The organism is Stappia indica, from assembly GCF_001696535.1.
Classification (GTDB): domain Bacteria; phylum Pseudomonadota; class Alphaproteobacteria; order Rhizobiales; family Stappiaceae; genus Stappia; species Stappia indica.
In genome coordinates, this window is sequence record NZ_MBQE01000001.1 from 1,150,363 (window position 1) to 1,173,554 (window position 23,192).

The 23,192-nt window shown below is 66.0% G+C and carries 19 protein-coding genes; 11 read left to right on the forward strand and 8 right to left on the reverse strand.

What is annotated here, in order from left to right; genetic code table 11:
- Positions 1 to 18: 18 nt before the first annotated feature.
- The 4 genes from BBX35_RS05525 to BBX35_RS05540 all read right to left on the reverse strand — a co-directional run bounded on the left by BBX35_RS05525 (position 19) and on the right by BBX35_RS05540 (position 6,502).
- On the reverse strand, positions 19 to 1,464 hold the full coding sequence (locus BBX35_RS05525) for a cyclic nucleotide-gated ion channel (RefSeq protein WP_171901385.1): 1,446 nt from the start codon (positions 1,462 to 1,464) through the stop codon (positions 19 to 21).
- A 64-nt stretch (positions 1,465 to 1,528) separates the two neighbouring features.
- Positions 1,529 to 4,210, reverse strand: a complete 2,682-nt coding sequence (alaS, locus tag BBX35_RS05530) for an alanine--tRNA ligase (protein ID WP_067216950.1) — start codon at positions 4,208 to 4,210, stop codon at positions 1,529 to 1,531.
- A gap of 381 nt (positions 4,211 to 4,591) precedes the next feature.
- Positions 4,592 to 5,671: a recombinase RecA gene (gene recA, locus BBX35_RS05535; RefSeq protein WP_067216952.1), complete on the reverse strand. Its 1,080-nt coding sequence runs from the start codon at positions 5,669 to 5,671 to the stop codon at positions 4,592 to 4,594.
- A 252-nt stretch (positions 5,672 to 5,923) separates the two neighbouring features.
- Entirely contained in the window at positions 5,924 to 6,502 is a 579-nt protein-coding gene (locus tag BBX35_RS05540; protein WP_141687816.1) for a histidine phosphatase family protein, read from the reverse strand.
- A gap of 202 nt (positions 6,503 to 6,704) precedes the next feature.
- Here BBX35_RS05540 and BBX35_RS05545 point away from each other — a divergent pair, with 202 nt between their 5' ends.
- The 10 genes from BBX35_RS05545 to BBX35_RS05590 all read left to right on the forward strand — a co-directional run bounded on the left by BBX35_RS05545 (position 6,705) and on the right by BBX35_RS05590 (position 16,237).
- A complete protein-coding gene (locus tag BBX35_RS05545) occupies positions 6,705 to 7,646 on the forward strand; it encodes a PfkB family carbohydrate kinase (RefSeq protein ID WP_067216959.1) in 942 nt (313 codons plus the stop codon).
- Positions 7,647 to 7,780: 134 nt separating this feature from the next.
- The gene (locus BBX35_RS05550; RefSeq protein ID WP_244271560.1) at positions 7,781 to 8,755 is read left to right on the forward strand and encodes a pseudouridine-5'-phosphate glycosidase; all 975 of its coding nucleotides are present in this window, start codon (positions 7,781 to 7,783) and stop codon (positions 8,753 to 8,755) included.
- A gap of 155 nt (positions 8,756 to 8,910) precedes the next feature.
- Positions 8,911 to 10,092, forward strand: coding sequence for a cell surface protein (locus tag BBX35_RS05555; protein WP_067216961.1), 1,182 nt, complete (start codon positions 8,911 to 8,913; stop codon positions 10,090 to 10,092).
- Positions 10,093 to 10,180: 88 nt separating this feature from the next.
- Positions 10,181 to 11,119, forward strand: a complete 939-nt coding sequence (locus BBX35_RS05560) for a DUF6384 family protein (protein ID WP_067216964.1) — start codon at positions 10,181 to 10,183, stop codon at positions 11,117 to 11,119.
- Between the two features lie 94 nt (positions 11,120 to 11,213).
- Positions 11,214 to 12,650, forward strand: a complete 1,437-nt coding sequence (locus BBX35_RS05565) for a coiled-coil domain-containing protein (RefSeq protein ID WP_067216969.1) — start codon at positions 11,214 to 11,216, stop codon at positions 12,648 to 12,650.
- A gap of 196 nt (positions 12,651 to 12,846) precedes the next feature.
- Positions 12,847 to 13,338, forward strand: coding sequence for a hypothetical protein (locus tag BBX35_RS05570; RefSeq protein ID WP_208979763.1), 492 nt, complete (start codon positions 12,847 to 12,849; stop codon positions 13,336 to 13,338).
- 129 nt (positions 13,339 to 13,467) lie between these two features.
- Positions 13,468 to 14,085, forward strand: coding sequence for a CDP-alcohol phosphatidyltransferase family protein (locus tag BBX35_RS05575; RefSeq protein ID WP_067216971.1), 618 nt, complete (start codon positions 13,468 to 13,470; stop codon positions 14,083 to 14,085).
- The gene (locus BBX35_RS05580) at positions 14,082 to 15,026 is read left to right on the forward strand and encodes a phosphatidate cytidylyltransferase (RefSeq protein WP_208979764.1); all 945 of its coding nucleotides are present in this window, start codon (positions 14,082 to 14,084) and stop codon (positions 15,024 to 15,026) included. The genes BBX35_RS05575 and BBX35_RS05580 overlap by 4 nt, the downstream gene beginning before the upstream one ends.
- A 7-nt stretch (positions 15,027 to 15,033) precedes the next feature.
- Positions 15,034 to 15,687, forward strand: a complete 654-nt coding sequence (locus BBX35_RS05585) for a lysophospholipid acyltransferase family protein (protein WP_067216974.1) — start codon at positions 15,034 to 15,036, stop codon at positions 15,685 to 15,687.
- 1 nt (position 15,688) lies between these two features.
- Complete coding sequence (locus tag BBX35_RS05590; protein WP_067216977.1) at positions 15,689 to 16,237, forward strand: hypothetical protein; 549 nt, start codon at positions 15,689 to 15,691, stop codon at positions 16,235 to 16,237.
- A 43-nt stretch (positions 16,238 to 16,280) separates the two neighbouring features.
- On the opposite strand, the gene BBX35_RS05595 is transcribed toward BBX35_RS05590, so the two are convergent.
- On the reverse strand, positions 16,281 to 16,667 hold the full coding sequence (locus BBX35_RS05595; protein ID WP_067216979.1) for an Ig-like domain-containing protein: 387 nt from the start codon (positions 16,665 to 16,667) through the stop codon (positions 16,281 to 16,283).
- A 177-nt stretch (positions 16,668 to 16,844) separates the two neighbouring features.
- Here BBX35_RS05595 and BBX35_RS05600 point away from each other — a divergent pair, with 177 nt between their 5' ends.
- Positions 16,845 to 17,972 carry a helix-turn-helix transcriptional regulator gene (locus BBX35_RS05600; RefSeq protein ID WP_067216981.1) on the forward strand — a complete coding sequence of 376 codons (1,128 nt, stop codon included), beginning with the start codon at positions 16,845 to 16,847 and terminating at the stop codon, positions 17,970 to 17,972.
- Between the two features lie 745 nt (positions 17,973 to 18,717).
- Here BBX35_RS05600 and BBX35_RS23575 read toward each other — a convergent pair.
- From BBX35_RS23575 to flhB, 3 genes are all read right to left on the reverse strand, one after another.
- A complete protein-coding gene (locus BBX35_RS23575) occupies positions 18,718 to 19,371 on the reverse strand; it encodes a hypothetical protein (protein ID WP_171901386.1) in 654 nt (217 codons plus the stop codon).
- Between the two features lie 113 nt (positions 19,372 to 19,484).
- Positions 19,485 to 22,028 (reverse strand): cell cycle histidine kinase CckA, encoded by a 2,544-nt coding sequence (cckA, locus tag BBX35_RS05605; protein WP_067216983.1) that lies wholly within the window; start codon positions 22,026 to 22,028, stop codon positions 19,485 to 19,487.
- Positions 22,029 to 22,111: 83 nt separating this feature from the next.
- Positions 22,112 to 23,188 (reverse strand): flagellar biosynthesis protein FlhB, encoded by a 1,077-nt coding sequence (gene flhB / locus BBX35_RS05610; RefSeq protein WP_067216985.1) that lies wholly within the window; start codon positions 23,186 to 23,188, stop codon positions 22,112 to 22,114.
- Positions 23,189 to 23,192: the final 4 nt, after the last annotated feature.

Genomic DNA, 23,192 nt, shown 5'->3' on the forward strand with positions numbered 1-23,192 from the left:
CCGCCCCTCCCGCGCCGATCACGTCCTGTCGGATCTGCTGCCCGGTGCGCCATCGCCCGGCCGGCCCTCGTCCGCGGGCGCATCGCCGCCCTCCTGCCGGTCCGGCGCCTCGGGGAGACCGGCGAAAAGGTCGGGCAGCGTCTGCGTATCCGGCTCGGCGGCGGCCGCCCCCTCGCCCTCGCCCGCGCGTGCCTCGTCGAGGTCGTCCGCGGCCTCGCCTGCCGGATGCACCTCGGCCGCCTCGGCGATCTCCTCTTCCACGATGTCGCCGCGGGGCAGGTCCCGGCGCCTGCGGACCTCGTCGAGGATACGGCGGGCGAGATCCGGCTTCCGCGTCATCAAGGCGTGCAGGTCCTGCGCTTCCAGCACCATCAGCTGGGCATCGCTCATCGCCCGCACGGTGGCCGACCGCTGCCGATCCCCGAGCACCGCCATCTCTCCGAAGAAGCCGCCCTCTTCCAGATGCGCCCGGGTCTGGCCCATCGTCATCTCGATGAGGCCCGAGGCGATGAAGAACATGCTGGTCGCCGGTTCGCCGCGCCGGCTGATCACCTGGCCGGCGGTGACCGATTGGCCGCGCAGAAGACGGGCGATCTCGGCAATGTCGGCCGCCCGCAAGTCCTGGAACAGCGGCACCCGGGCGACCATGCCCCAGGTCACCGCGAAGTCGCGCGAGTGGATCTCCCGCGCGAAGGCGGTCGCGACAATGCCGACCGGCAGCGCCAGCAAGCCGTAGCCGAGCAGCATGACCAGCCCGCCCAGCATCTTGCCGGCCGGCGTCACCGGCACAACGTCGCCGTAGCCGACCGTCGTCACCGTGGTCATCGCCCACCAGACCGCATCGGGGATCGTGCCGAAGGCCTGCGGCTGCACCTGCCGCTCCACCATGTACATGGCGGTGGCCGCCAGCATCACCACGCCGAAGATGATGATCAGGCTGGCGCCGATGGCATGGCGCTCCGACAGCAGCGCATTGGCGAGCGACCGCAGCGCCGGCGAGTAGCGCGCCAGCTTGAAGAAGCGGGCAAGCCGCAGGATCACCATGACCTTGAAGTCGGCCGGAACCAGCAGGAGCCCCATCACGAAGGGCAGAACCGCCAGCATGTCGACGATGGCCGCCGGCTGCAGCGCATAGCGCAGCCGCGCCATGGCCGGCGTGTGGTTGCGGTAGGGCGGATGCAGGTCCGCCACCCACAGGCGGGCGAGATATTCGGCAAGGAAAGTCGCACCGATCACCAGCTCGGCAATCGCGAAACCGTCGCCCCACTCCGCCGCAAGGGACGGAACAGTTTCCAGCGCCACCAGCGCAACCGCCGCCAGCACCAGCAGGATCAGCAGCCGGTCGAACCAGCGCCCTTGGCGGTCACCGGCGGAGCCGAGCTCCAGCCAGCGATAGAGCCGCCAGCGGAACCGCTTCAGCCCCCCGGCCGGCAGAGAAGCATCCGCACCGGAATGCGGCCGCATCAGCTCTGCGCGCGGCGGGTCGCCAGCCTCTCCGGAAAGAGGGTCGCGACCCGTCGCCATCACATCAGGCCTGGGCCGGCGCTGCAGTCTCCAGCGCCTTGGCGATGGCGGCGACAGCCGCTTCCGCCTGCGAGGCGTCGGAGCCGCCGGCCTGCGCCATGTCCGGACGCCCGCCGCCGCCGCGTCCGCCGAGAACCTCGGAGCCGACCTTCACCAGCTCGACCGCGTTGAACCGGTCGGTCAGGTCGCCGGTGACACCGACGACGATCGCTGCCTTGTTGTCTTCCGATGCGTTGACCAGCACGACGATGCCCGAGCCGATCTGGCCCTTGGCCTCGTCGGCAAGACCCTTGAGGTCCTTGGGGTTCAGCCCCTCGACGATGCGCGCCATCAGCTTGATGCCGCCGATCTCGCGCAGGCCCTTGTCCGCATCGCCCGCACCGCCGCCGCCCATGGCGAGCTTCTTGCGCGTGTCGGCAAGCTCGCGCTCCAGCCGGCGCTTTTCCTCCACCAGCGCGGCAACACGCTCGGTGACATCCGCCTGGCCCGACTTCAGCACCGAGGCGATCTCGCGCACCCGCGCGTCCTGCCCGGCCAGATGCCGGCGGGCAGCCGCGCCGGTCAGCGCTTCGATCCGGCGCACGCCGGAAGCAACGGCGCCCTCCGTCACCAGCGTGACGAGGCCGATATCGCCGGTGCGCGACACATGGGTGCCGCCGCACAGTTCCGCGGAGTAGGTCTTGCCGGCCTTGGCGCCGCGCAGCGCCCGGCCCATCGAGACCACACGAACCTCGTCGCCGTATTTCTCGCCGAAGAGTGCCATCGCGCCCTCCTCGATCGCCTCGTCGACGCCCATCAGACGAGTCTCGACGGGAGCGTTCTGCAGCACGATCTGGTTGGCGATCTCCTCGACCTCGGCCAGTTCCTCGCCCGACATCGGCTTGGGATGGGAGAAGTCGAAGCGCAGCCGCTCCGGGCTCACCAGCGAGCCCTTCTGCGCAACGTGGGTGCCGAGCACCTCGCGCAGCGCCTCGTGCACCAGGTGGGTCGCGGAGTGGTTGGCGCGGATCGAACCGCGGCGCGTGGCATCGACCAGGAGCTCCAGCGGCAGACCGATGGTCACCTTGCCGGACAGCACCCGCACCTCGTGGACGAAGAGGCCGTCGGCCTTCTTCTGGGTGTCGGTGACTTCCAGCTCGACGCCGCCCTCGCCGCGCATGCGGCCGGTATCGCCGACCTGGCCGCCCGACTCGCCGTAGAACGGCGTCTGGTTGAGCACGACGAAGCCGGTCTCGCCTTCCTTCAGCTCCATCGCCTCGCCGCCGTCGCGCACCAGCGCGGTGACGACGCCCTCGGCCGTCTCGGTGTCGTAGCCGAGGAAATCGGTCGCGCCGCAACGCTCCTTCAGCGTGAACCACACGGTGTCGGTGGCCGCTTCGCCCGAACCGGACCAGGCAGCGCGCGCCTCGGCACGCTGGCGCTCCATCGCGGTATTGAAAGCCTCGAGATCGACGCTGACGCCGCGCGCGCGGAGCGCGTCCTGCGTCAGGTCAAGCGGGAAGCCGTAGGTGTCGTAAAGCTTGAACGCCGTCTCGCCGTCGAACTCGGCACCCTCGCCAAGGCCGGCGCTGGCATCGTCGAGGAGCGTGAGGCCGCGCGCCAGCGTCTTGCGGAAGCGCCGCTCCTCAAGCTTCAGCGTCTCGGTGATCAGGGCCTCGGCGCGGGTCAGCTCCGGATAGGCCCGACCCATCTCGCGTACAAGCGTCGGCACCAGACGCCACATCAGCGGCTCCTCGGCACCCAGCAGATGCGCATGGCGCATGGCGCGGCGCATGATCCGGCGCAAGACGTAGCCGCGGCCCTCGTTCGAGGGCAGAACGCCGTCGGCGATCAGGAAGCTGGCGGAACGCAGGTGATCGGCGATCACCCGGTGGCTGGCGCGCTGCGCGCCCTCCGCCTCGACGCCGACCGCATTTTCGGACGCCGAGATCAGCGCGCGGAACAGGTCGATGTCGTAGTTGTCATGCACGCCCTGCAGCACGGCGGCGACACGCTCCAGGCCCATGCCGGTATCGATGGACGGCCGCGGCAGGTTGATGCGCTCGCCCGGCAGCTGTTCGTACTGCATGAAGACGAGGTTCCAGATCTCGATGAACCGGTCGCCGTCCTCTTCCGGCGAGCCCGGAGGGCCGCCCCAGATGTGGTCGCCGTGATCGTAGAAGATCTCCGAGCACGGGCCGCAGGGGCCGGTGTCGCCCATCGCCCAGAAATTGTCCGAGGTCGGGATGCGGATGATCTTGTCCTCGGACAGGCCGGCGATCTTCTTCCACAAGGAGAAGGCCTCGTCGTCCTCGGCATAGACCGTCACCAGCAGCCGGTCCTTCGGCAGCGCGAATTCCTTGGTGATCAGGTTCCAGGCAAGCTCGATGGCCCGGTCCTTGAAATAATCGCCGAAGGAGAAATTTCCCAGCATCTCGAAGAAGGTGTGGTGGCGGGCGGTGTAGCCGACATTGTCGAGGTCGTTGTGCTTGCCGCCGGCGCGCACGCATTTCTGTGCGGTCGTCGCGCGCTGGTAGTCGCGCTTCTCCAAGCCGGTGAACACGTTCTTGAACGGCACCATGCCGGCATTGGTGAACATCAGGGTCGGATCGTTGCGCGGCACGAGCGGGCCCGATGCGACGATCTCGTGACCGTTGCGCCCGAAATACTCGAGAAAGGCAGACCGGATTTCGTTTACGCCGCTCATCAGGATCCCATCCGTTGCGCCGCGCCTGCCCGCCTGTCCCGCGGTCTTCGAATGGTCCGGAAGGGGGAGCGCGCCTGTCTTCGTTCTTGTGCCCGCTTTTAGCTTTGTGGCGGCAGCAAGTCCAGCACGCGCCTTGCCCGAAGCCGCGTCTTCTCCCTGCATACGCAGGCAGATTGGAAGACGGCCGATCTCAATTGCTTTGCAGCGTGGTTTCAACGCTCCGGCAGGCGGCTCGCGCGCCCGTCGGACGGGCAGAAGCGGCACGAAACGACGCGGCGCCTCTCCCGCCCGCATGCCGCAAGGGCTGGCCTCGATGCAGAATTGGAAAGGATGCCGTCCCCAAAAGCAAACAGCCGCCCCGAAGGGCGGCTGCGGCTGGTCTCAATCGTCGGCGGAGCCGTCGTCCTCGGTTTCCGAGAAGGGATCGGTGATCCGCTCCGCGATCAGGCCGGCATTCTGGCGGATCGCCAGTTCGATCTCGTCGGCCGCCTCCGGGTTGTCGCGCAGGAACTGCTTTGCGTTCTCGCGACCCTGACCGAGGCGCTGGCTGTTGTAGGAGAACCAGGCGCCAGACTTCTCGACGATGCCGCCCTTGACGCCGAGGTCGATGAGCTCGCCCATCTTCGACACGCCCTCGCCGTAGATGATGTCGAACTCGACCTGACGGAAGGGAGGCGCGAGCTTGTTCTTCACCACCTTGACGCGGGTCTGGTTGCCGACCACCTCGTCGCGATCCTTGATCGAACCGATGCGGCGAATATCGAGGCGCACGGAGGCGTAGAACTTCAGCGCGTTGCCGCCGGTCGTCGTCTCGGGCGACCCGAACATCACGCCGATCTTCATGCGGATCTGGTTGATGAAGATGACCATGCACTTGGAGCGCGAGATCGAGGCCGTCAGCTTGCGCAGCGCCTGGCTCATCAAGCGCGCCTGCATGCCCGGCAGGCTGTCGCCCATCTCGCCGTCAAGTTCGGCCTTCGGCGTCAGCGCGGCGACCGAGTCGACCACCAGCACGTCGATGGCGCCGGAGCGCACCAGCGTGTCGGCGATTTCCAGCGCCTGCTCGCCGGCATCGGGCTGGGAGATCAGCAGGTCGTCGATATTGACGCCGAGCTTGCGGGCATAGATCGGGTCGAGCGCGTGCTCCGCATCGATGAAGGCGCAGATACCGCCCTTCTTCTGGGCCTCGGCGACCGTGTGCAGGGCGAGTGTCGTCTTGCCCGACGATTCCGGTCCGTAGATCTCGACGATACGACCGCGCGGCAGGCCGCCGATACCGAGCGCGATGTCGAGACCGAGCGAACCGGTCGACACGGTCTGGACCTCGACCACCTGGCCTTGGCCCATCTTCATGATGGAGCCCTTGCCGAAGGCGCGTTCGATCTGTGAAAGGGCGGCGTCGAGCGCCTTGTTCTTGTCCATCTGAATGCCTTCGACCAAGCGGAGTGAATTCTGTGCCATGAGGCTGCCATCCTTATTTCACGCCGCGCCCGGCGATTCAAACTGCGCTTTTGTACCATTTTTGTTCTCATTGCGCAAGAAGCGTCAAGCCACTGATTACGCTTGACTATCCGGACCATGTTCCACCATTGTTCATGAACGGAACTTCTTCCCCGGCCGCGTCGAACGCGCGAGAATCGGTCGCGAGCGCGACGCGAGAGGCGAGAGGGAGCAGCAGAATGGGAGGAGCCGGCCGCGGAGCAACGCGGCGGTTTATGTCCAGATCTCTTCCGCGCCGTCCTCGATGACGTGCACGACACCTTGCGGCTCTTTCAGACGCAGGATCTGCGCATCGTCGAGCCCGAGGCAGATGCCGCGGATGACCTTGCCGATCTGGCCGTGCGCCACCGCGATGGTCGGGCGCGAGAGCGTGCCGAGCCAGCGGCTCGCCCGCTCGCGAAGGTCGGCGAGGGTCTCCCCGCCCGGCGCGCCGAAATACCAGTCGTGGTCCGGCTTGCCGGCCATATGCGCGGGAAACCGCTCGATCATCTCGGGCTTGGTGAGGCCGCTGAGCTCCCCCAGGTCGATTTCCTTGAGCAGGTCGGTTGCGATCGGCCGGAGGTCGAAATGCTGCCGGATGTTGGCGACCGTCTCCTGCACCCGGCCGATGGGGCTTGCCATCTGGTCGAAGCCGTCTGGCGAACCCAGCTCCCGCGCCAGGATCTCGCCGAGCCGCTGCGCCTGTCGCCGCCCCGTCTGCGTCAGCGGAGAGTTCAGGTGCCCCTGGGCACGACCGGCCAGGTTCCACTCGGTTTCGCCATGGCGCATGAAGACAAGTCGCGGGTGCTGCAAGGGATCGGTCCGCCATGGCTACGGGGCATGCGCTCGAAATGCGCCGGAGGGCTATCCGGCTACCCTTGCTGGTCGGAAAAATCAACGCACGCCGGAGACACATGCTCGGTCGCCTGTGGCGGCACGCCGGCAAAGCCCCTCCCCTCGCATTGCGCGAGCCGGTATAAGTGGTTGCAAGGACAAAGGCCGGAGACCCGCCCGCATGCCGATTGCCGCCTTCGGCGCCATCCATCTCGACACGATCGCCCATGCGGACCGCCGGATCCTGCGCGAAACCTCGACGCCGGCAGCACTTGCCGTACGGCCCGGCGGCGTCGCGACCAATGTGGCGCGTGCGTTGGCGCGGCTCGACTGCCGCATCGCGCTGGCCGGCCGGCTGGGGCGCGAGGCGGAGGCCGACGGGCTGCTGGTGCAGCTGACGACAGAAGGCGTGGACACCGCAGCCATCCGCCGCAGCGACCTGCCGAGCGGGCGCTATCTCGCCCTGCACGATCCCGATGGCACGCTGGCGGCGGCGGTGGTCGATGCCCGCATCACCGAGACGCTGGAACCGGGCGCCCTGCTGCCGCTGACCGAGGCGCAGGAGGTGGCCGGCTGCTGGTTTCTCGATGCCAACCTGCCGAAGCCACTGCTGGTGGAATTGGCAGAGACGGCGGGAGAGCGGAGGCTGGCGGCCGACGCGGTCTCGCGGGCCAAGGCTGCACGGCTTGCCCCGATCCTGCCGCGGCTCGACCTGCTGTTCTGCAATCGGGCAGAGGCCGCAGCCCTGCTCGGGCGCGGCGAAAGACCGGACGGCGGGCAGCAGGAGGATGGCGGTGCGGAGGCGGCAAACGCGCTGGTCGAGACCGGGGTAAAGGCCGTTGTGATGACCCGGGGTGCAGCCCCCGTGCTTTTGGCGACCCGCGCCGGCATCGACGAGATTTCTCTGACGACCTGCGACGGTGCAACTGCTCCCCCGCCGAGGATCGTGGATGTGACCGGAGCGGGCGATGCGCTGATCGCCGGCACGCTGGCGGGCCTGGAGCACGGCTTGCCGCTTGCGCAGGCGGTCGCGGCCGGCATGCGGGCAGCGGCACTGACGCTGGGATGCGCCGGCGCGGTGGCCGAGGCGCTGGACTGGCCGGCAATTGCGCCGACGAAGTAAGAAGGAAGGATGCGCGGCAGCCGCCACCCGGCCATGCGCAAACGGAGTGACCGGGCGCCTCGACAGCAGCGGGCCGGCGGCCCTATAAGGCGGTCCGCACTCGGCAGGATACGGCAGGACGGAGCGAATTCGACATGCTGGACAAGGATATGACCGGACTGGCTCCGGTTCTGCAGCTGGGCGAAGAGGTCGCCGCGGCACTGGCCGAGGGGCGCCCGGTGGTGGCGCTGGAATCGACCATCATCACCCATGGCATGCCCTGGCCGAAGAATGTCGAGACCGCCCGGCTGGTCGAGGCGGACATCCGCGCCGGCGGCGCTGTTCCGGCAACGATCGCCGCCCTCGACGGCAAGCTGCATGTCGGCCTTTCCGACGGCACGCTGGAGCGGCTGGCACAGGCCGAAGGCGTGATGAAATGCTCGCGCGCCGATCTCGCCATTGCGCTGGCGACCGGCCGCCCCGGCTCCACCACCGTCGCCGCGACGATGATGGCCGCCCATGCGGCCGGCATTGCGGTCTTCGCCACCGGCGGCATCGGCGGCGTGCATCGCGGCGCGGAGACGAGCTTCGACATCTCCGCCGACCTCGACGAACTGGCACGGACGCCGGTCTGCGTGGTGGCGGCCGGCGCCAAGGCGCTGCTCGACCTGCCCAAGACGCTGGAAGTGCTGGAAACGCGCGGCGTGCCGGTGATCGCCCACGGGCAGGACGCCTTCCCGGCGTTCTGGTCGCGCGACAGCGGCCTTGCCGCCCCCTACCGCATGGACACGGCGGACGAGATCGCCGGGCTGCTGGAGCTGCGCGCCCGCTTCGGCGACCATGGTGGCGTGCTTGTCGCCAATCCGGTGCCGGAAGCAGATCAAATCCCGCCCTCGCAGATCGCCTCCGCCATCGAGCAGGCGCTGGCGGAGGCGGCAAGGCGCAGCGTCAGCGGCAAGGCGGTGACGCCCTTCATCCTGGCGATGATCTACGAACTGACCAAGGGGCGCAGCCTCGTCACCAATATCGCGCTGGTCCGCAACAATGCGCGGCTGGCGGCGGCAATCGCGGTTGCGCTGACCGGGCAACGGAAGAAGACCGCGGCGGACCGTCTCTCCTCTGACGTGTAACTGCCGCATTTTATATGCTTAACTCGCTGCGACCGGCAGCAATGGGGGGCGCCGAACGATCCTCCCGCCCGCGCCGGTCGCCGGAGTCCAACACGGCCCTGCCCGGCCCGCCCTGCAGGCGGCAACGAGGGCGAGACAGGAAGACAGAGGCTAAGATGGCGGAAGCAGCAGCTCAGACCGGACTTTCTCCGATGCAGTATCTCGACAAGGCCGTGGCCGCCCTGCGCGACATGGGCCTGATGCCCAACGGCACCGCCGAGGCGCCGATCAACGCGCTGCTGGAGAAGATCTCCGACCTGTCTCCGGACAAGATCGCGGTGATCACCCGCACGCTGGGCCAGGCCCAGACCTTCAACGAGGTGGTGCGCAACGAGATCCAGGCCATGTCCATCGGCGAGCGCTACGAGGCGATCACCGAGGCGTTCAACTCGATCCGCGACGATGCCAAGGGCATGGTCGACCAGCTGGCCGACGGCAAGATCTCCTTCATGGAGAACATGTCCAACAAGTGGCGCGACATGACCCGCGGCACGATCTCGGACCGCTTCGGCAAGATCCGCGAGACCTATCTCGACGTCGCCCGCGACACCAAGGACCAGATCGAGCGCGAGCAGCGCATCCTGGAGGCCTATCGCGACTTCCGCGGCGCGCTGAAGCAGGCCGAGGTTCTGGCGCTCGAGGTGCTGAACACCGCGATGGCCCGTCTGGAATCCTCCAAGGCCGCGCTGGAAGCCGCCAACAAGGAAGTCGAGGCGCATGACGGCGGCGACGCCGCGGCCAAGGCTCGCCTCGAATTCGCCCGCGACGAAAAGATGCGCGCGATGCAGGACGAGGAGAAGCGCTACCAGATCGCCAAGGATCTCTCCGACAACCTGACCATCGGCTACAACACGTCGGAAGTGATCATGGCGCGGCTGATGCAGACGACCAACGCCAAGGAGCGGGTCTATGCGCAGTCGGTCAGCTTCTTCTCCACCAACGATTCCGTGCTCACCGCACTGAACGCCTCCTTCACCGGCCTGCATGGCCTGCATGAGTCGACCGAGGCGCTCAACGCCATGAAGGACGGCGTGTCGAAGTCGCTGGAGACCCTGGCGGAGATCGGCGACGCCGTGCAGGAAGCCGCGCTGAAGGCCGGCTACGGCCCGACCGTGCAGGCGGCGGCCGTCAAGAAACTGGTGGATTCGGTCATCAACTTCCAGGTCAACTCGCGCGAGATCATCAACGAGATGCGCACCATGTCGACGAAGAACTCCGAGGAGATCCGCGACGCGGTGGAGGACGGCAAGCGCCGCCTTGCAAAGCTTGCCGCGCAGGGCAACATGATCGGCGCCTGAGCCACCCGTCAGGGAACCGCATCCACCACGGCCGGCCGCGGATATCCGGGGCCGGCCCTGCCGTACAGGGCCGCAGGGGAACGAGTGCATGGCCTCCGACACCGCCTCGACCAGGGCACCGCTCGATGAGCTGATGATGGCGATGGACGTGGTGGACACGCTCCGCCATGACGAACGCATCGCGCTAAAGGAACTCGGCTCCGACGACCGCGACGCCGCGATGATCCAGCGCCTGCGGGAGATCTACACGAGCCAGGGCATCGAAGTGTCCGACCGCATCCTGCGCGAGGGCGTCGAGAACCTGAAGCAGAACCGCTTCGTCTACAGCCCGCCCGCCGCCGGCTTCCAGCGGACGCTGGCGCTGATCTACGTCACGCGCATGCGCTGGGCGAAGGCGATCGCGATCCTGTTGGTACTGGCTGTCGGCGCGGCTCTTGCCTGGCACTTCCTGGTGGCCGCCCCGCGCGAACGGGCCGCCGAGGCGCTGCGCATCGAGCTGACGCAGACCCTGCCGACGGAGATCGCCGCGACCGTGCGCCGGATCGGCGAGGTGAGCGAGGAAACCGCCGCGCGCCAGCAGGCGGCAACGCTGGCCGCCAGCGGCCAGACAGCGCTGGCCGCGAACGATGCCGCAGCCGCGCGCAAGGCGCTCGCCGATCTCAAGGCGCTGGAGGCGCGCCTGCTGCAGGTCTTCGACATCCGCATCGTCTCGCGTCCGGGGACGCCGACCGGCGTGACCCGCATCCCCGAGGCCAACACCTCGGCGCGCAACTACTACCTTCTGGTCGAGGCGGTGACGCCGGACGGACAGGTGGTGCCGCAGGAAGTGACCTCCGAGGAGGACGGCGCCCGCAAGACGGTGACCATCTGGGGCCAGCGGGTGCCGCAATCGACCTTCGACGCGGTGCGCCGCGACAAGGAAGAAGACGGCATCGTCAGCAACCCGGTGCTCGGCAGCAAGGCCCGCGGCAAGCTGCAGCCGGAATGGCAGGCCCGGGTGGAGATGGGAGCGATCACGCAATGGTAGCTCTGGCCGGAACGGCTTCGGGCCGCACGACACGTAAGGGAGGGACCGGCGGGAAGCCGGCAGACACGCACCAGACGGCAAGGGACACGCGGGCATGGTGAGCGGACGTCAGACCCTCGGCTCGATCGAAAGGGCGCTCGGTGACGTCCGGCAGGAAGAAGACCTGCTGCGGCGGCGTGTCGACGATGCCATGCGCGAGATCAACGATCTGCGGGCGGCCGAACTGGAGGCCTTCCGGGAGCTTGCCCGCTTCCGCCTGCGCGAAGGCGGCGACAAGATCTTCGGCCAGCGCATCGACAAGGACGAGGCCGAGGCCCGCCGCCAGCTGGAGCAGCGCGAACTGGCGCTCTCGGCCCTGCGCGCCCAGCACGATGCGCTGAAGAGCGACATTGCCGCGCTCACCGAGCAGCGCCGACGCCTGACACGCGAGCGCGATGCGGCGAGCGACAGGCTGGACGGCATTCTCGAGGCCGTCGACGAAAGGCTCGCCGGCGACCCGGCCTATACCGCCCAGCGCGAAGCCACGGACGCCGCGCAGCGCACGGCAGAGGCCGCGCGCTCCAAGGCGCGCCAGGCGCAGGACGACCGCGCCGCCAAGAGCAAGGCCTACGAGGACGACGCGCTTTTCTCCTATCTGTGGAAGCGAGGCTTCGGCACCTCCGCCTATCGCTCGACCGGCATCATCCGCATGCTCGACCGCTGGGTCGCCCGGCTCATCCGCTACGACGATGCGCGCCCGAATTACGCGATGCTGGTGGAGATCCCGCAGCGGCTCGACGCCTATGCCACCGACCGCGAGGCGGAAGCCGCGGCGGAGCTGGAAAAGCTGGGCGTCCTGTCGCGCCAGGCAGCCGCGGATGTGGCCGGCGAAGATCTTGCCGCGATCATCGAGACTGCCGAGCACGAGATCGAGGACACCACGGCGACGCTGGAAAAGCTGGAGGCCGAGCTGGAGGAGCTGAGCAAGCGCGAGCAGCCGTACCTCTCCGGCGAGGATTCCGAGTTCCGCACCGCCGAGGAAGCACTTCTGCGTTCGCTGCGCTCCGAGGAACTCACCACCTTGTGGCAGGAAGCGCTTGCCACGCCCTCGCCCGAGGACGAGCGGATCGTCCGCCGCCTGCAGGACCTCGATGCCCGCATCGAAATCCTCAACAGCGCGACGGAAACCGACCAGCGCACGCTGCGGGAACTCGGCCGCCGGCGCGACGAGCTGGTTAAGGTGACGCGGCAATTCCGCCAGAAGCGCTACGACACCTGGGATTCCACCTTCGACAATGACAGCCTGACCGGCGTGCTGCTCGGCGAGCTGGCGAAAGGGGCGCTGTCCGGCGCCGATTACTGGGCCAAGGCGGAGAAGTCGCGCAAGCGCCGCAAGCGCCACGGCGGCGACATCGGCTTTCCCGGCGGCATCGGCCTGCCCGGCTCCATGGGAGGATCCGGAGGAGGCTCGGGAGGCGGTTTCGGCGGTGGCGGGTTCGGCAGCGGCGGTTCCTTCGGCGGAGGCGGCTTCAAGACCGGCGACACGTTCTGAGCCACCGCCGCATCAATTCGGGCAGGCGAATCCTGCCTCGGCCCGTCAGCCGGGATGCCGCGGCCCGCAGTCTTTGTTAACTTCGTTGTCGCAAGCTTGCGCTTGCGCGAAAGGTCCGCGCAGCATCGCCTTCCAGATGCCGCCCGGATGTCCTGCCCGTGTCCGGGCCCATACAGTCTTCTTGGGGATTGCCGTAATGCTGCTCCGCCTGACTCTCGTCCTCGTCGCCGCCACGGCCCTGACCGCCTGCCAGTCCGGCCGGCGCGGGCCCGCCCCGGTGGAACCGCAGCAGGCGGTGCTGACCGTGCCGACCGGCGCGCAGTCGATCAACGTACGGGCCAACACCGAGACGGTGCGCCAGACCATCGTCGCCAACGCGACGGAGCGCGGCACTCCCATCGCCCAGAACCAGCCGAACATGGTGGTTCTGGAGCGCACGGTCGCCGGCGACAACCCGGCTCTCGACAGCGAGTTCGGTCCCTCCGACAACGGCCCGCGCAAGTTCCGCATTCGCGTCCGTTTCCAGGGCACCGGCTGCGACACGTTGGTGGTGCAGGACGTCGCGGTCGTCAACAATGCGGGTACGGCGCTGGAGCAGGTCTTTGCCGTGACCCAGCCGCAATACAACCCGCGCGACAGCCTGGTCGGCCTGAAGTCGAAGGCCGAATCCGGCGCCCGCTGCATCTGACGGCAGGCCGGTCAAGCCGAGGGAAGCGATCCGCTCGCTTCCCTCCGGCGTTGCATGCGAGGCGAAAACGCGCTTGTCTCGCGGTCGGGTTGAATCGACCCGACTGTCCCGCCCGCAACCGGCAGCGCCATGGCCACCGTCTACGATCTGAAATCCCGCTTCCAGACCCTGTTGCGCCCGGTGCTTCGCCGCATGGCGCGCGCCGGCATCACCGCCAATCAGGTGACGCTCGCAGCCCTTGCCCTGTCGGTGATCGCCGGGCTCGCGATTGCCGTGTGGCCGGCCGCCGGCCTGCCGCTCGCCCTGCTGCCGCTGGTGCTGTTCGTGCGCATGGCCCTCAACGCCATGGACGGCATGCTGGCCCGCGAGCATGACCAGCAGTCGGCGCTCGGCGCGGTGCTCAACGAGCTCGGCGACGTCATCTGCGACCTGGCGCTCTACCTGCCCTTCGCGCTGGTGCCCGGTCTCTCGCCCATGGCCATCGTCGGCCTCTGCCTGCTGGCCGTGATCGGCGAGATGATGGGCGTCGTCGGCGTCCAGATCGGCGCCTCGCGGCGCTATGACGGCCCCTTGGGCAAGAGCGACCGCGCGGTGCTGTTCGGCACGCTCGGCCTGTTGCTGGGGCTCGGCATCGTCACGCCCGTCTTCGCCAACTGGGTGCTGGCCATCGCGCTGCTTCCCGCCGCCCTCACCGTCTTCAACCGCGCCCGCAAGGCGCTGGCCGAGGTCCGGGAGGGCCGTCCATGAGCCTGTTCGCCGACATGACGCCGCTGCACATTGCCATCGCAGGCATCTGGGGGATCCTGATCCTCGCCAGCACCGTGGTTTTCGCGCTGAAACGCCTGCAGCCCGACCGCGACCACTCCGAACTGGTCAGCCGCACGGTGAGCTGGTGGGGCATGATCGCCCTGTTCACCGCCGCCTTCCTGCTGAGCCCGACGCTTTCCATCGTGCTGTTCGCGCTGGTGAGCTTCCTCGCCTTCAAGGAATACCTGTCGATGATCCCGACCCGCCGGGCCGACCGGCGGGTGCTGTTCTGGGCCTATCTCTCGATTCCGGTCCAGTATTACTGGGTCGCGGACGGCTGGTACGGCATGTTCGCGGTCTTCATCCCGGTCTACATGTTCCTGTTCCTGCCGTTCTCCATGCTGATGACGCAGCAGACGGAGGGCTTTCTGAAGGCGATCGGCACGCTCAACTGGGGTCTGATGCTCTGCGTCTTCTCGCTGAGCCACGCGGCCTTTCTGCTGGTGCTGCCGCTGGTCGGCAACGCGGACCCGCAAGCGGGTGCCGGCCTGCTGCTCTATCTGGTGTTCCTGACCCAGTTCAACGATGTCGCCCAGTACACCTGGGGCCGGCTCTTCGGCAGCAAGCCCATCGTCCCCGTCGTCAGCCCCAAGAAGACCTGGGAAGGCTTCCTCGGCGGACTGCTGACGACGACGGTGGCAGCGGTCCTCGTCGCCCCGCTGGTCACGCCGTTCGACTGGCAGCAGGCGGCGGCCAGCGGACTGATGATCGCCGCGGCCGGCTTCATCGGCGACGTGACGGTTTCTGCCGTGAAGCGCGATCTCGGCGTCAAGGACACCGGCTCGCTGATCCCCGGCCATGGCGGTATCATGGACCGGATCGACAGCCTGACCTTCACGGCGCCGCTGTTCTTCCATTTCGTGCGCTACTTCCACGCATGAGGACGCCATGACGCGGGGGCTGCAGATCCTGTTCTTCCTGGCAGCGCGCATCGTCGTGCTGTTCGTGCTGGGACTGAACGTGCGCCGGCGCGAATGGCTGCCCGAACGCGGGCCGGCGGTGATCGTCGCCAACCACAACAGCCATCTCGACACGCTGGTGCTGATGTGCCTGCTGCCCCTGTCGAAGCTCCACCTGCTGCGCCCGGTCGCCGCGGCGGACTACTTCCTCGCCAACAGGGCGATGGCGTGGTTCTCGCTCAACATCCTGCGGATCATTCCCATCGTCCGCAAACCGGGCGAGCGCAAGGGCGACGCCCCTGGTGCCGATCCGCTGGCCGAGTGTCACGCCGCGCTGGCCGCCGGCGAGATCCTGATCCTGTTTCCCGAAGGCAGCCGCGGCGAACCGGAAAAGATGACCGCCCTGAAGAAGGGCATCGCCCATCTGGCCGAGAAGAACCCGGACGCCCCCGTCGTCCCGGTGTTCACCCACGGGCTCGGCAAGGCGCTGCCGAAGGGGTCGTTCCTGCTGGTGCCGTTCTTCTGCGACATCTTCATCGGCGAGCCGATCCGCTGGCCGGGCGACCGCGAGGCCTTCATGGAGACGCTCACCGCGCGCTTCGCCGCGCTCTCCACGGAGAAGACCTTTGCGTCGTGGGAATAGCTTGGGGAACAGGCTGGTCACGCTGGGCGCCGCCCTGTGGGGCCTTGCCGAGGCGACGGTCTTCTTCATCGTGCCGGATGTGCTGCTGAGCTTCATCGCGCAGGTCTCGCTCAAGCGGGCGCTTCTCGCCGCCCTTGCGGCTGTGGCCGGCGCGGTGGCCGGCGGCGCGCTGCTCCATGCCTTCACCAGCGCCGATCCGCAAGCGGCGCAGGCACTGCTGCTGAATGTGCCAGGCATTTCGCCGGAGCTGGTCGCGCGCGCGGCGAGGCTGATGGAACAGGGCCTGCTTTCGGGAATGGTCATGGGCTCGCTGAGCGGCGCGCCCTACAAGATCTTCGTCGTCGATGCAGCATTGGCAGGAGTGCCGCTCTTGACCCTTGTGCTGGTGAGCCTGCCGGCCCGGCTGCTGCGGTTCGCGCTCGCTGCCCTTGCAAGCTGGCTGATCTTCAACAGGCTGCTCGGGCACCTTGCCCTGCGCACGCGCCGCTGGATGCTCGCCGGATTTTGGCTGGTGTTTTACGCAGGCTATTTCGCCGCGATGGGCTGGTAGGCCAGCGGGCGGCACGCAAGCGCCGCCCGGTTGCATGCGTGCTTCAGCGCACGGCGACGGTGATGCACCCCGACAGCACGACACCAGGCGCCTTGGGCGTGGTGTTTTTCGTGCAGAACGAGTCGCTCCCCTTGAAGCCCTTGGCCGGCGTGTAGACGAGCCCCTTCCCGGTGACCTGGACCTTGCCGTTCTTCGGGGCACGCGTCACCGAAACCTTGTTGGCCGGAACGCTGGTTTTCGTCCGGTCGTTGATGACATTGGTAAAGCCGATCCGACACGACTTGTCGGCTGCCGTCATCTGGAAGCTGCCGGCCCCGTTGCCGCGCCCCCATCCCCGGCCGTTGGATCCGGTGCAGGCGGCATGCACCGACGAAGCGAAGATGCAGCCGGCAAGGACCGCCGCTGCAAACACAAATCCGGTCGTCTTCATGTCAATCACTCCCGATTCCCGACAATACTTGCAAGACTCGTGAACATCGTCAGTTCTTGCAGGGGGCAACGACTGCAAAATCTGCAGTCGAGATTCTCGTAGCACCCGCCTATACTTCTCTCCAATCACCCTGGCGGGTGAAGCGGCCCGGCTTCGGGCCGGCACGAGGAGCACGCGATGGACGAGGGTCGCAGCTATCACCCGCAGGCCGATGCAGAGTTCATCGACCTGATCTACGCCGCGCTCCTGGGCGAAACCTCGTGGCAGACGTTTCTAGACCGGCTTTCGGCGAATGCGCCGGACGGCAGGACGGTCATGTTCTCCCACAACATGAGCCAGGCGGACGAGTATCTGGCCATGGCGTCCCGCTTCGAGGGCCCCGAGCTTGCGGCCTATGCGGCGCACTACGTGAACCTCAATCCCTGGCTCGACCACTGCGCCGCGCGCAAGGTCGGCCTCGGGATCCATTCCGACGAAATCATATCCCACACGCAGATGCTCCAGACGGAGTTCTACAACGACTTCCTCGCGCCCAACCGCATCGCCCGTTCCATCGGCGTGACCATCGACAAGTTCGGCGAGTGCCCGCTGATCATCTCGACGGTTACCAGCAGGCCGGATCCGGAGATGAACGCGCGCTTTTCCGAGCAGCTGACGCGCATCGCGCCGCACCTGCAACGAGCAGCCCGCTTCTACCGCAACAGTCCGTCGCGCTGGTCCGGCTTCGACCTCGGCGTCTCGCTGTTCGATTCGCTCGATGTCGGCGTGGTGGTACTGGGGGAAAGCGGAGTTGTGCGCATGATCTCGCGCACGGGCCAGCAGTTGATCGAGAACGGCGCCCCGATGACGGTCTCGCCGCTCGGCAAGCTGCGCCTGCGCGAGGAAGACGCCCAGAGCGTGCTGCAGCAGATGCTGAGACGCTCCTACGAGGGTCCGAAGACCGCAAGCCTGTTCAGCGGCGGCATGCGGCTGACCTTGATCAGCGTGGAAAAGGATCGCCTCTCACTGCTGTTCGAGGGACCGACGGTCGCGATCCTGATCCAGCCGCCGGGCGGGATGGGCAACGCAGTCGATCTCGACCAGTTCGCCGGCGCCTACGCACTTACGAAGGGAGAGCGCCGGGCCGTCTCGGGGATCGTCGAGGGCAAGAGCGTGACGGAGATCGCCGAAGAGGCAGGCCTGTCGCGAGAGACGATCCGTACACAGCTGAAGAGCGTCTACGCCAAGACAGCGACCGGCGGGCAGGCGGACCTGCTGCGCCTGGTGCACGGCTTCCCGTCCCGCCCGCAAAACAACCGGCACTGAGGATATCGCGGCAACGCTAAACACACCCCTCGATCAACAAACAATGGTTATTAAGCATGGAAAAAAACAAAGAATTCAAAATATATGTAGATGACATAGAGAGAAGATTTCTGGAAATGATAGAATGGTCTCAAAAAATGGGACTAATGGATATACTCAAGCTGCACGCTATACAACTAACTGGAAATGATAACATTGATGAATTGTCGAAACATGAGAAGGAACTGATATTTGAATTTATGAGACCTGCCTTGACGTGGGCCATGCAGCAAAAAAGGCGGCATCACTGAGAGAAAAATAATGGCAACCAAAGTAACCAATGTCGAATTCAAAAATATTGAAGATTTTCCCATCGATAATGATGGGATTGAAATCTGCAATATGTGGAAGAAAATCCAAAGTTTGTCGGAAATTCCGCGCGAGTTGATAGAAAAAATCCTCATCATGGGAGGAGACTCAAATTTTGACTGCACCCCAGAAATACTTTTTGTAGGAAGAAAGACGTTGGCGCAGTCAGTTGTCTCTCAACTGGAACCAGGGTCGGCCGCAGCGCTCTTCCCGCTAGATTATCGTCAAGCGCTGCGGCACGGGTATGTCACCTCCACCCACAATAGAATAGCTGTTTCGGAGATTATAGAAACAGATTCACTATCATCCTTCGCCCCGGGAAAGATAAATTACCTTAGGATTATACTGCCAACAACAATGAAGGGCGGCCTTCCAATAATATTGATCTACTCCCAACTCATTCCAGAGAACTCCCCGAAAAGCGCTGCGAAAGACGTCCCACTCCCCGAGCATCACAGGATACAAAAGCAAGATCATGCAAATCAAGCTGATGCGGAGCCTTCTTCCAAAGAAGCCCTGGGTATATAGTATTATGAAATCCCCAATTGGTATTTACACCAATTTTTATTAAAGGAGGCCGCATCCATCCATAGAGAAGATTCGGCCTAAATTCATTGAAAGCAAGAATAATCAGGATCCTAATAAGGTTTGAAGAAATTTTTTTGCCGCGAAAATCCTCCGCCACAAACCCCTCACCTAAGTACACCCAGGGACCAGAAATTCCGCGCGCGTGCTCAAGTGACATCGGTATAATTTCAATAGGATCCCCGTTTTCATCAGTATAGATACGTGTCCAATACTCGGCAATGAAACGCTCCAGATCCCAGCCTTTTATGTCATCGAACCTCGCGGCGGCGGCTGCGACAGGACGCCCGGCGCGATCTTTGGCAACAATCCACATAAGTCGATTCGGCGGAAGGGTATTCAGCCTCCGGCTAAAGTGCTCACCAAGCCTTCCCTTGGGAAAGGATTGGCAAATACGTTCGAAGTCCGATATCTCATACCCGACCTCGAGCGAGCCGCACCCCGCACTCAGAATGCTTGCCTTCATCTTAGAAACTGCATCATACCCCGATAATATGTCCATAATACACTCCCTACATGTCGCTTCGCCTAATGCGCCGCGCACAAGAGAGATATTATTGAGAACGAATACATAAAAGCCTAACTTGCCAGAACGTCCTTCACCATCGTCGCCAGCTGCTTCAGCGTGAAGGGCTTGGGCAGGAACGAGAACTTCTCGTTCTCCGGCAGGTTCTTCTCGAAGGCGTCTTCCGCATAGCCCGAGACGAAGATGATCTTCAGGTCCGGTTGGGTCTTGCGCAATTCGCGCAAGAGGGTCGGTCCATCCATCTCCGGCATGACCACGTCGGAGACGACCAGGTCCACCTCGCCGTCGGTCTCTTCCATGATCTCAAGCGCCTCGGCGCCGCTCGAGGCCTCGTGTACGGTATAGCCGCGCGAGGTCAGAGCCCGCGCCGCAAAAGCGCGCACCGCCTCCTCGTCCTCGACCAGCAGAATGGTGGCCGAACCGGTGAGGTCCGTCAGCTGCGGTGCCTCGACCGGCTTCACCTCCACCTGCTCCGCCTCGTTGCGCACATGGCGCGGCAGGAAGATGCGGAAGCTGGTGCCCTTGCCGAGCTCGCTGGTGCAGAAGATGAAGCCGCCGGTCTGCTTGACGATGCCGTAGACCGTCGAAAGCCCGAGGCCCGTGCCCTTGCCGACCTCCTTGGTGGAGAAGAACGGCTCGAAGATCTTCTCCATCACCTCCGGCGTCATGCCGGTGCCGGTGTCGGTGACCTCGGTAAGCACATATTCGGCCACCGGCATGCCGCGCGTGCCCTCGTAGGACTGCGACTGGTCCTCCGGCACGTTGAGCGTGCGGATGGTCAGGTGGCCGCCCTCGGGCATCGCATCGCGCGCGTTGACCGCAAGATTGACGATCACCTGCTCGAGCTGGTTGAGATCGGCCATCACCGGCCACAGGTCGCGGCCATGTACGACGCTGAGCTCCACCTTCTCGCCCAGCAGCCGGTCCAGCAGGATCGACAGGTCCGCCAGAACGTCGTTCAGCGCCAGTTCCTTCGGCCGCAGCGTCTGGCGCCGCGAGAAGGCGAGCAGCTGGCGCACGAGGCCGGCTGCCCTGTTGGCGTTCTGCTTGATGTTCATGATGTCCTGGAAGGACGGGTCGCTCGGCCGGTGGCTGGCCAGCAGCAGGTCGGAGAAGCCGATGATGGCGGTCAGCACGTTGTTGAAGTCGTGAGCCACGCCACCGGCCAGCTGGCCGATCGCCTGCATCTTCTGGCCTTGCGCGAACTGCGCCTCCAGCACGCGCTGCGCCGTCGTTTCCAGCACGTAGACGATGGCCGCGTCCGAGTCGTCCTCGCCGTCTCGCACCGCCGAGACGTAGACGGTGGCGGAGCGTCCATCCTCGCGCTCGTCGAGGCGCACATCGACCGGCGGGATCTCGCTGCGCCCCTCGGCGGCGGCGGCCAGCGCCTCCATCAGCGCCGGGCGCGAGGGCGCAGTCACATGGTCGACCAGCTTCGGTGCGCCCTGCGTCGCATCGGACGTGCCGAACAGGCGCACGAAGGGCGCGTTGGTCTTGCTGATGCCGCCGTCATGGTCGATCGAGGCGATGGCGATCGGCGTGTTGTTGAAGAAGCGCGCGAAACGCACCTCGGACGAGCGCAGCGCCTCGGCCGCATCCTCGCCGCGCGACCGGTTGAGCACCAGGGTGCGGCTTTCGCCGGGCAGCCCGCCGGCGCCGAAAGGCACCCGGTGGAGGATGCGCACCGGCACCGACCGTCCGCCCCGCGTGGTCAGGTCGAGATCGAAGGTCTCGGTCTTGACCTCGCCGGCCTTGCCCTGGACCGACAGCAGGAGCTCCGCCCCATCGCCGCGCATGAATTCGCTGAGGCCGAGCGAGCCGGCCTCGAAGCTGACGAGATCGTAGCCGAGCCAGTCGGCCAGGGTCGCGTTGAGATAGACGACGCGGCCTGCCGCATCGCAGGAGAAGAAGCCTGCGGGAGCGTGATCGAGGAAATTGATGACCCGCTGCAACTCCTGGAACGAGGTTTCCTGCTCGGTCCGGTCGCCGCTGATATCGGAGAGCTGCCACACGGTGCAGCCGCGCTCGCTGCCCTGGCCGGTGACCAGCGGCAGCGGGCGCACGCGCACCCGGTACCAGCACGGCTCGCCGTCGTTGCGCCCCAGCGGATGCGGCAGGCGAATCTCCTCCTCTGCCGCGCGCTCGGCCTCCGCCGCCCGCGTCAGATGGAAGATCGCGTCGGTCGCCGCCGGATCGCTGGAGAAGACGCGCTCGACGCCGCGCATCTCGGCCGGGCCCTCGGCGCCGATCAGCCGTCCATAGGCATCGTTCGCGTAGACGATGCGTCCGTCGCGTTCGACGACAAGGACGCCGTCTTCCAGCGTGTTGAGAAAGGCGGCCGGGACCGGGCTTGCCGGGGCACGCGAGGAAAAGCGCAGCAGGCCGATGGCGCCGGCGAACAGGGAGAACACGCCGATGACGGCCAGGACGCCGAGGAGCGCCAGCACGAAAGGCTCGGCCTGCCCGCGCTCCATCAGCGACAGGGCGGCAGCGGCGCCGACAAGGCCGAGCGCAAGCAGGATCAGCAACAGGATGCTGCCTGAACGCTCCTGACGCTCGACCGCGGGAGACGACGGACCCCGATCACTTCTGCTCATTCACATACCCCGTGGCGCCAATTGCGCCAGCCTCCCCTTCGGCACCCGCCGGGCGCTCATGCGTCCGGCGACAGGCGCCACTCCTAGCTGCGCCAGGAGCGGCGTTCCCGCATTCGATAAACGAAACCGATCACTTCTGCCACCGCGCGATACTGCTCTTCCGGCACTTCCTGGTCGATGTCGATCAGGGCATAGAGCGCACGGGCGAGCGGCGGGTTCTCGACCACCGGCACCTCGTTGTCGCGCGCGATCTCCCGGATCCTCAGCGCCACCGCGTCCGTTCCCTTGGCAACGCAGATCGGCGCCTGCATGCCCTGTTCGTATTTCAGCGCCACCGCATAGTGGGTCGGGTTGGTGACCACAACCGTCGCCTCCGGCACCGCCGCCATCATCCGTCGGCGCGACCGCTCCATGCGCAACTGGCGGATCTTGCCCTTCACCAGCGGGTCGCCCTCGGTCTGCTTGTACTCCTCCTTGATCTCGCGCTGGCTCATCTTCTGCTTGTCGAACCACTTCTTGCGCTGCCAGATGTAGTCGAGGCCGGCAACAACCGTCATGACCGCGAGGATCGCCGCGATCAACTGCAGGATCAGGGTCTGCACCTCGCTCAGAAGCACACCCGTTTCGCGGAAGATCATGGTGTCGATCGTGTCGCGCTGGGGCCAGAGGACCGCGACCATCAGGCCGCTGACGACGACGATCTTGATGAGACCCTTCGCGAAGTTCACCAGGCTTTCGGAGGAAAAAAGCCGCTTGAAGCCCGCCAGCGGCGAGATCTTCGACAGTTTCGGCTTCATCCGCTCGGCCGACCAGATCAGCTGGTGCTGGATGACGTTGCCGATGATCGCGGTCGCCAGCAGCAGGAGCAGCGGCAGCGCGAGAATGGCGCCGATCCGCAATCCCGTGTCGCGCCACAGCTGGCCGAGACCGCCGGCATCGACCGGAATTTGATGCGAATGGGCAAGATAGCCGCGCAGCGCCGCCTGCAGGCTGTCCGCCGCGCCGGGCGCCAGAAGCGCCACCACCAGCCCGGTGCCGAGCATGGTGAACCAGGTCGCAACCTCCTGGCTCTTGGCGACGTCACCCTTCTTGAGCGCATCGTCCAGCTTCTTTTGCGTGGGGTCTTCTGTTTTCTCGGCGTCGTCGTCTTGTTCGGCCATCGTC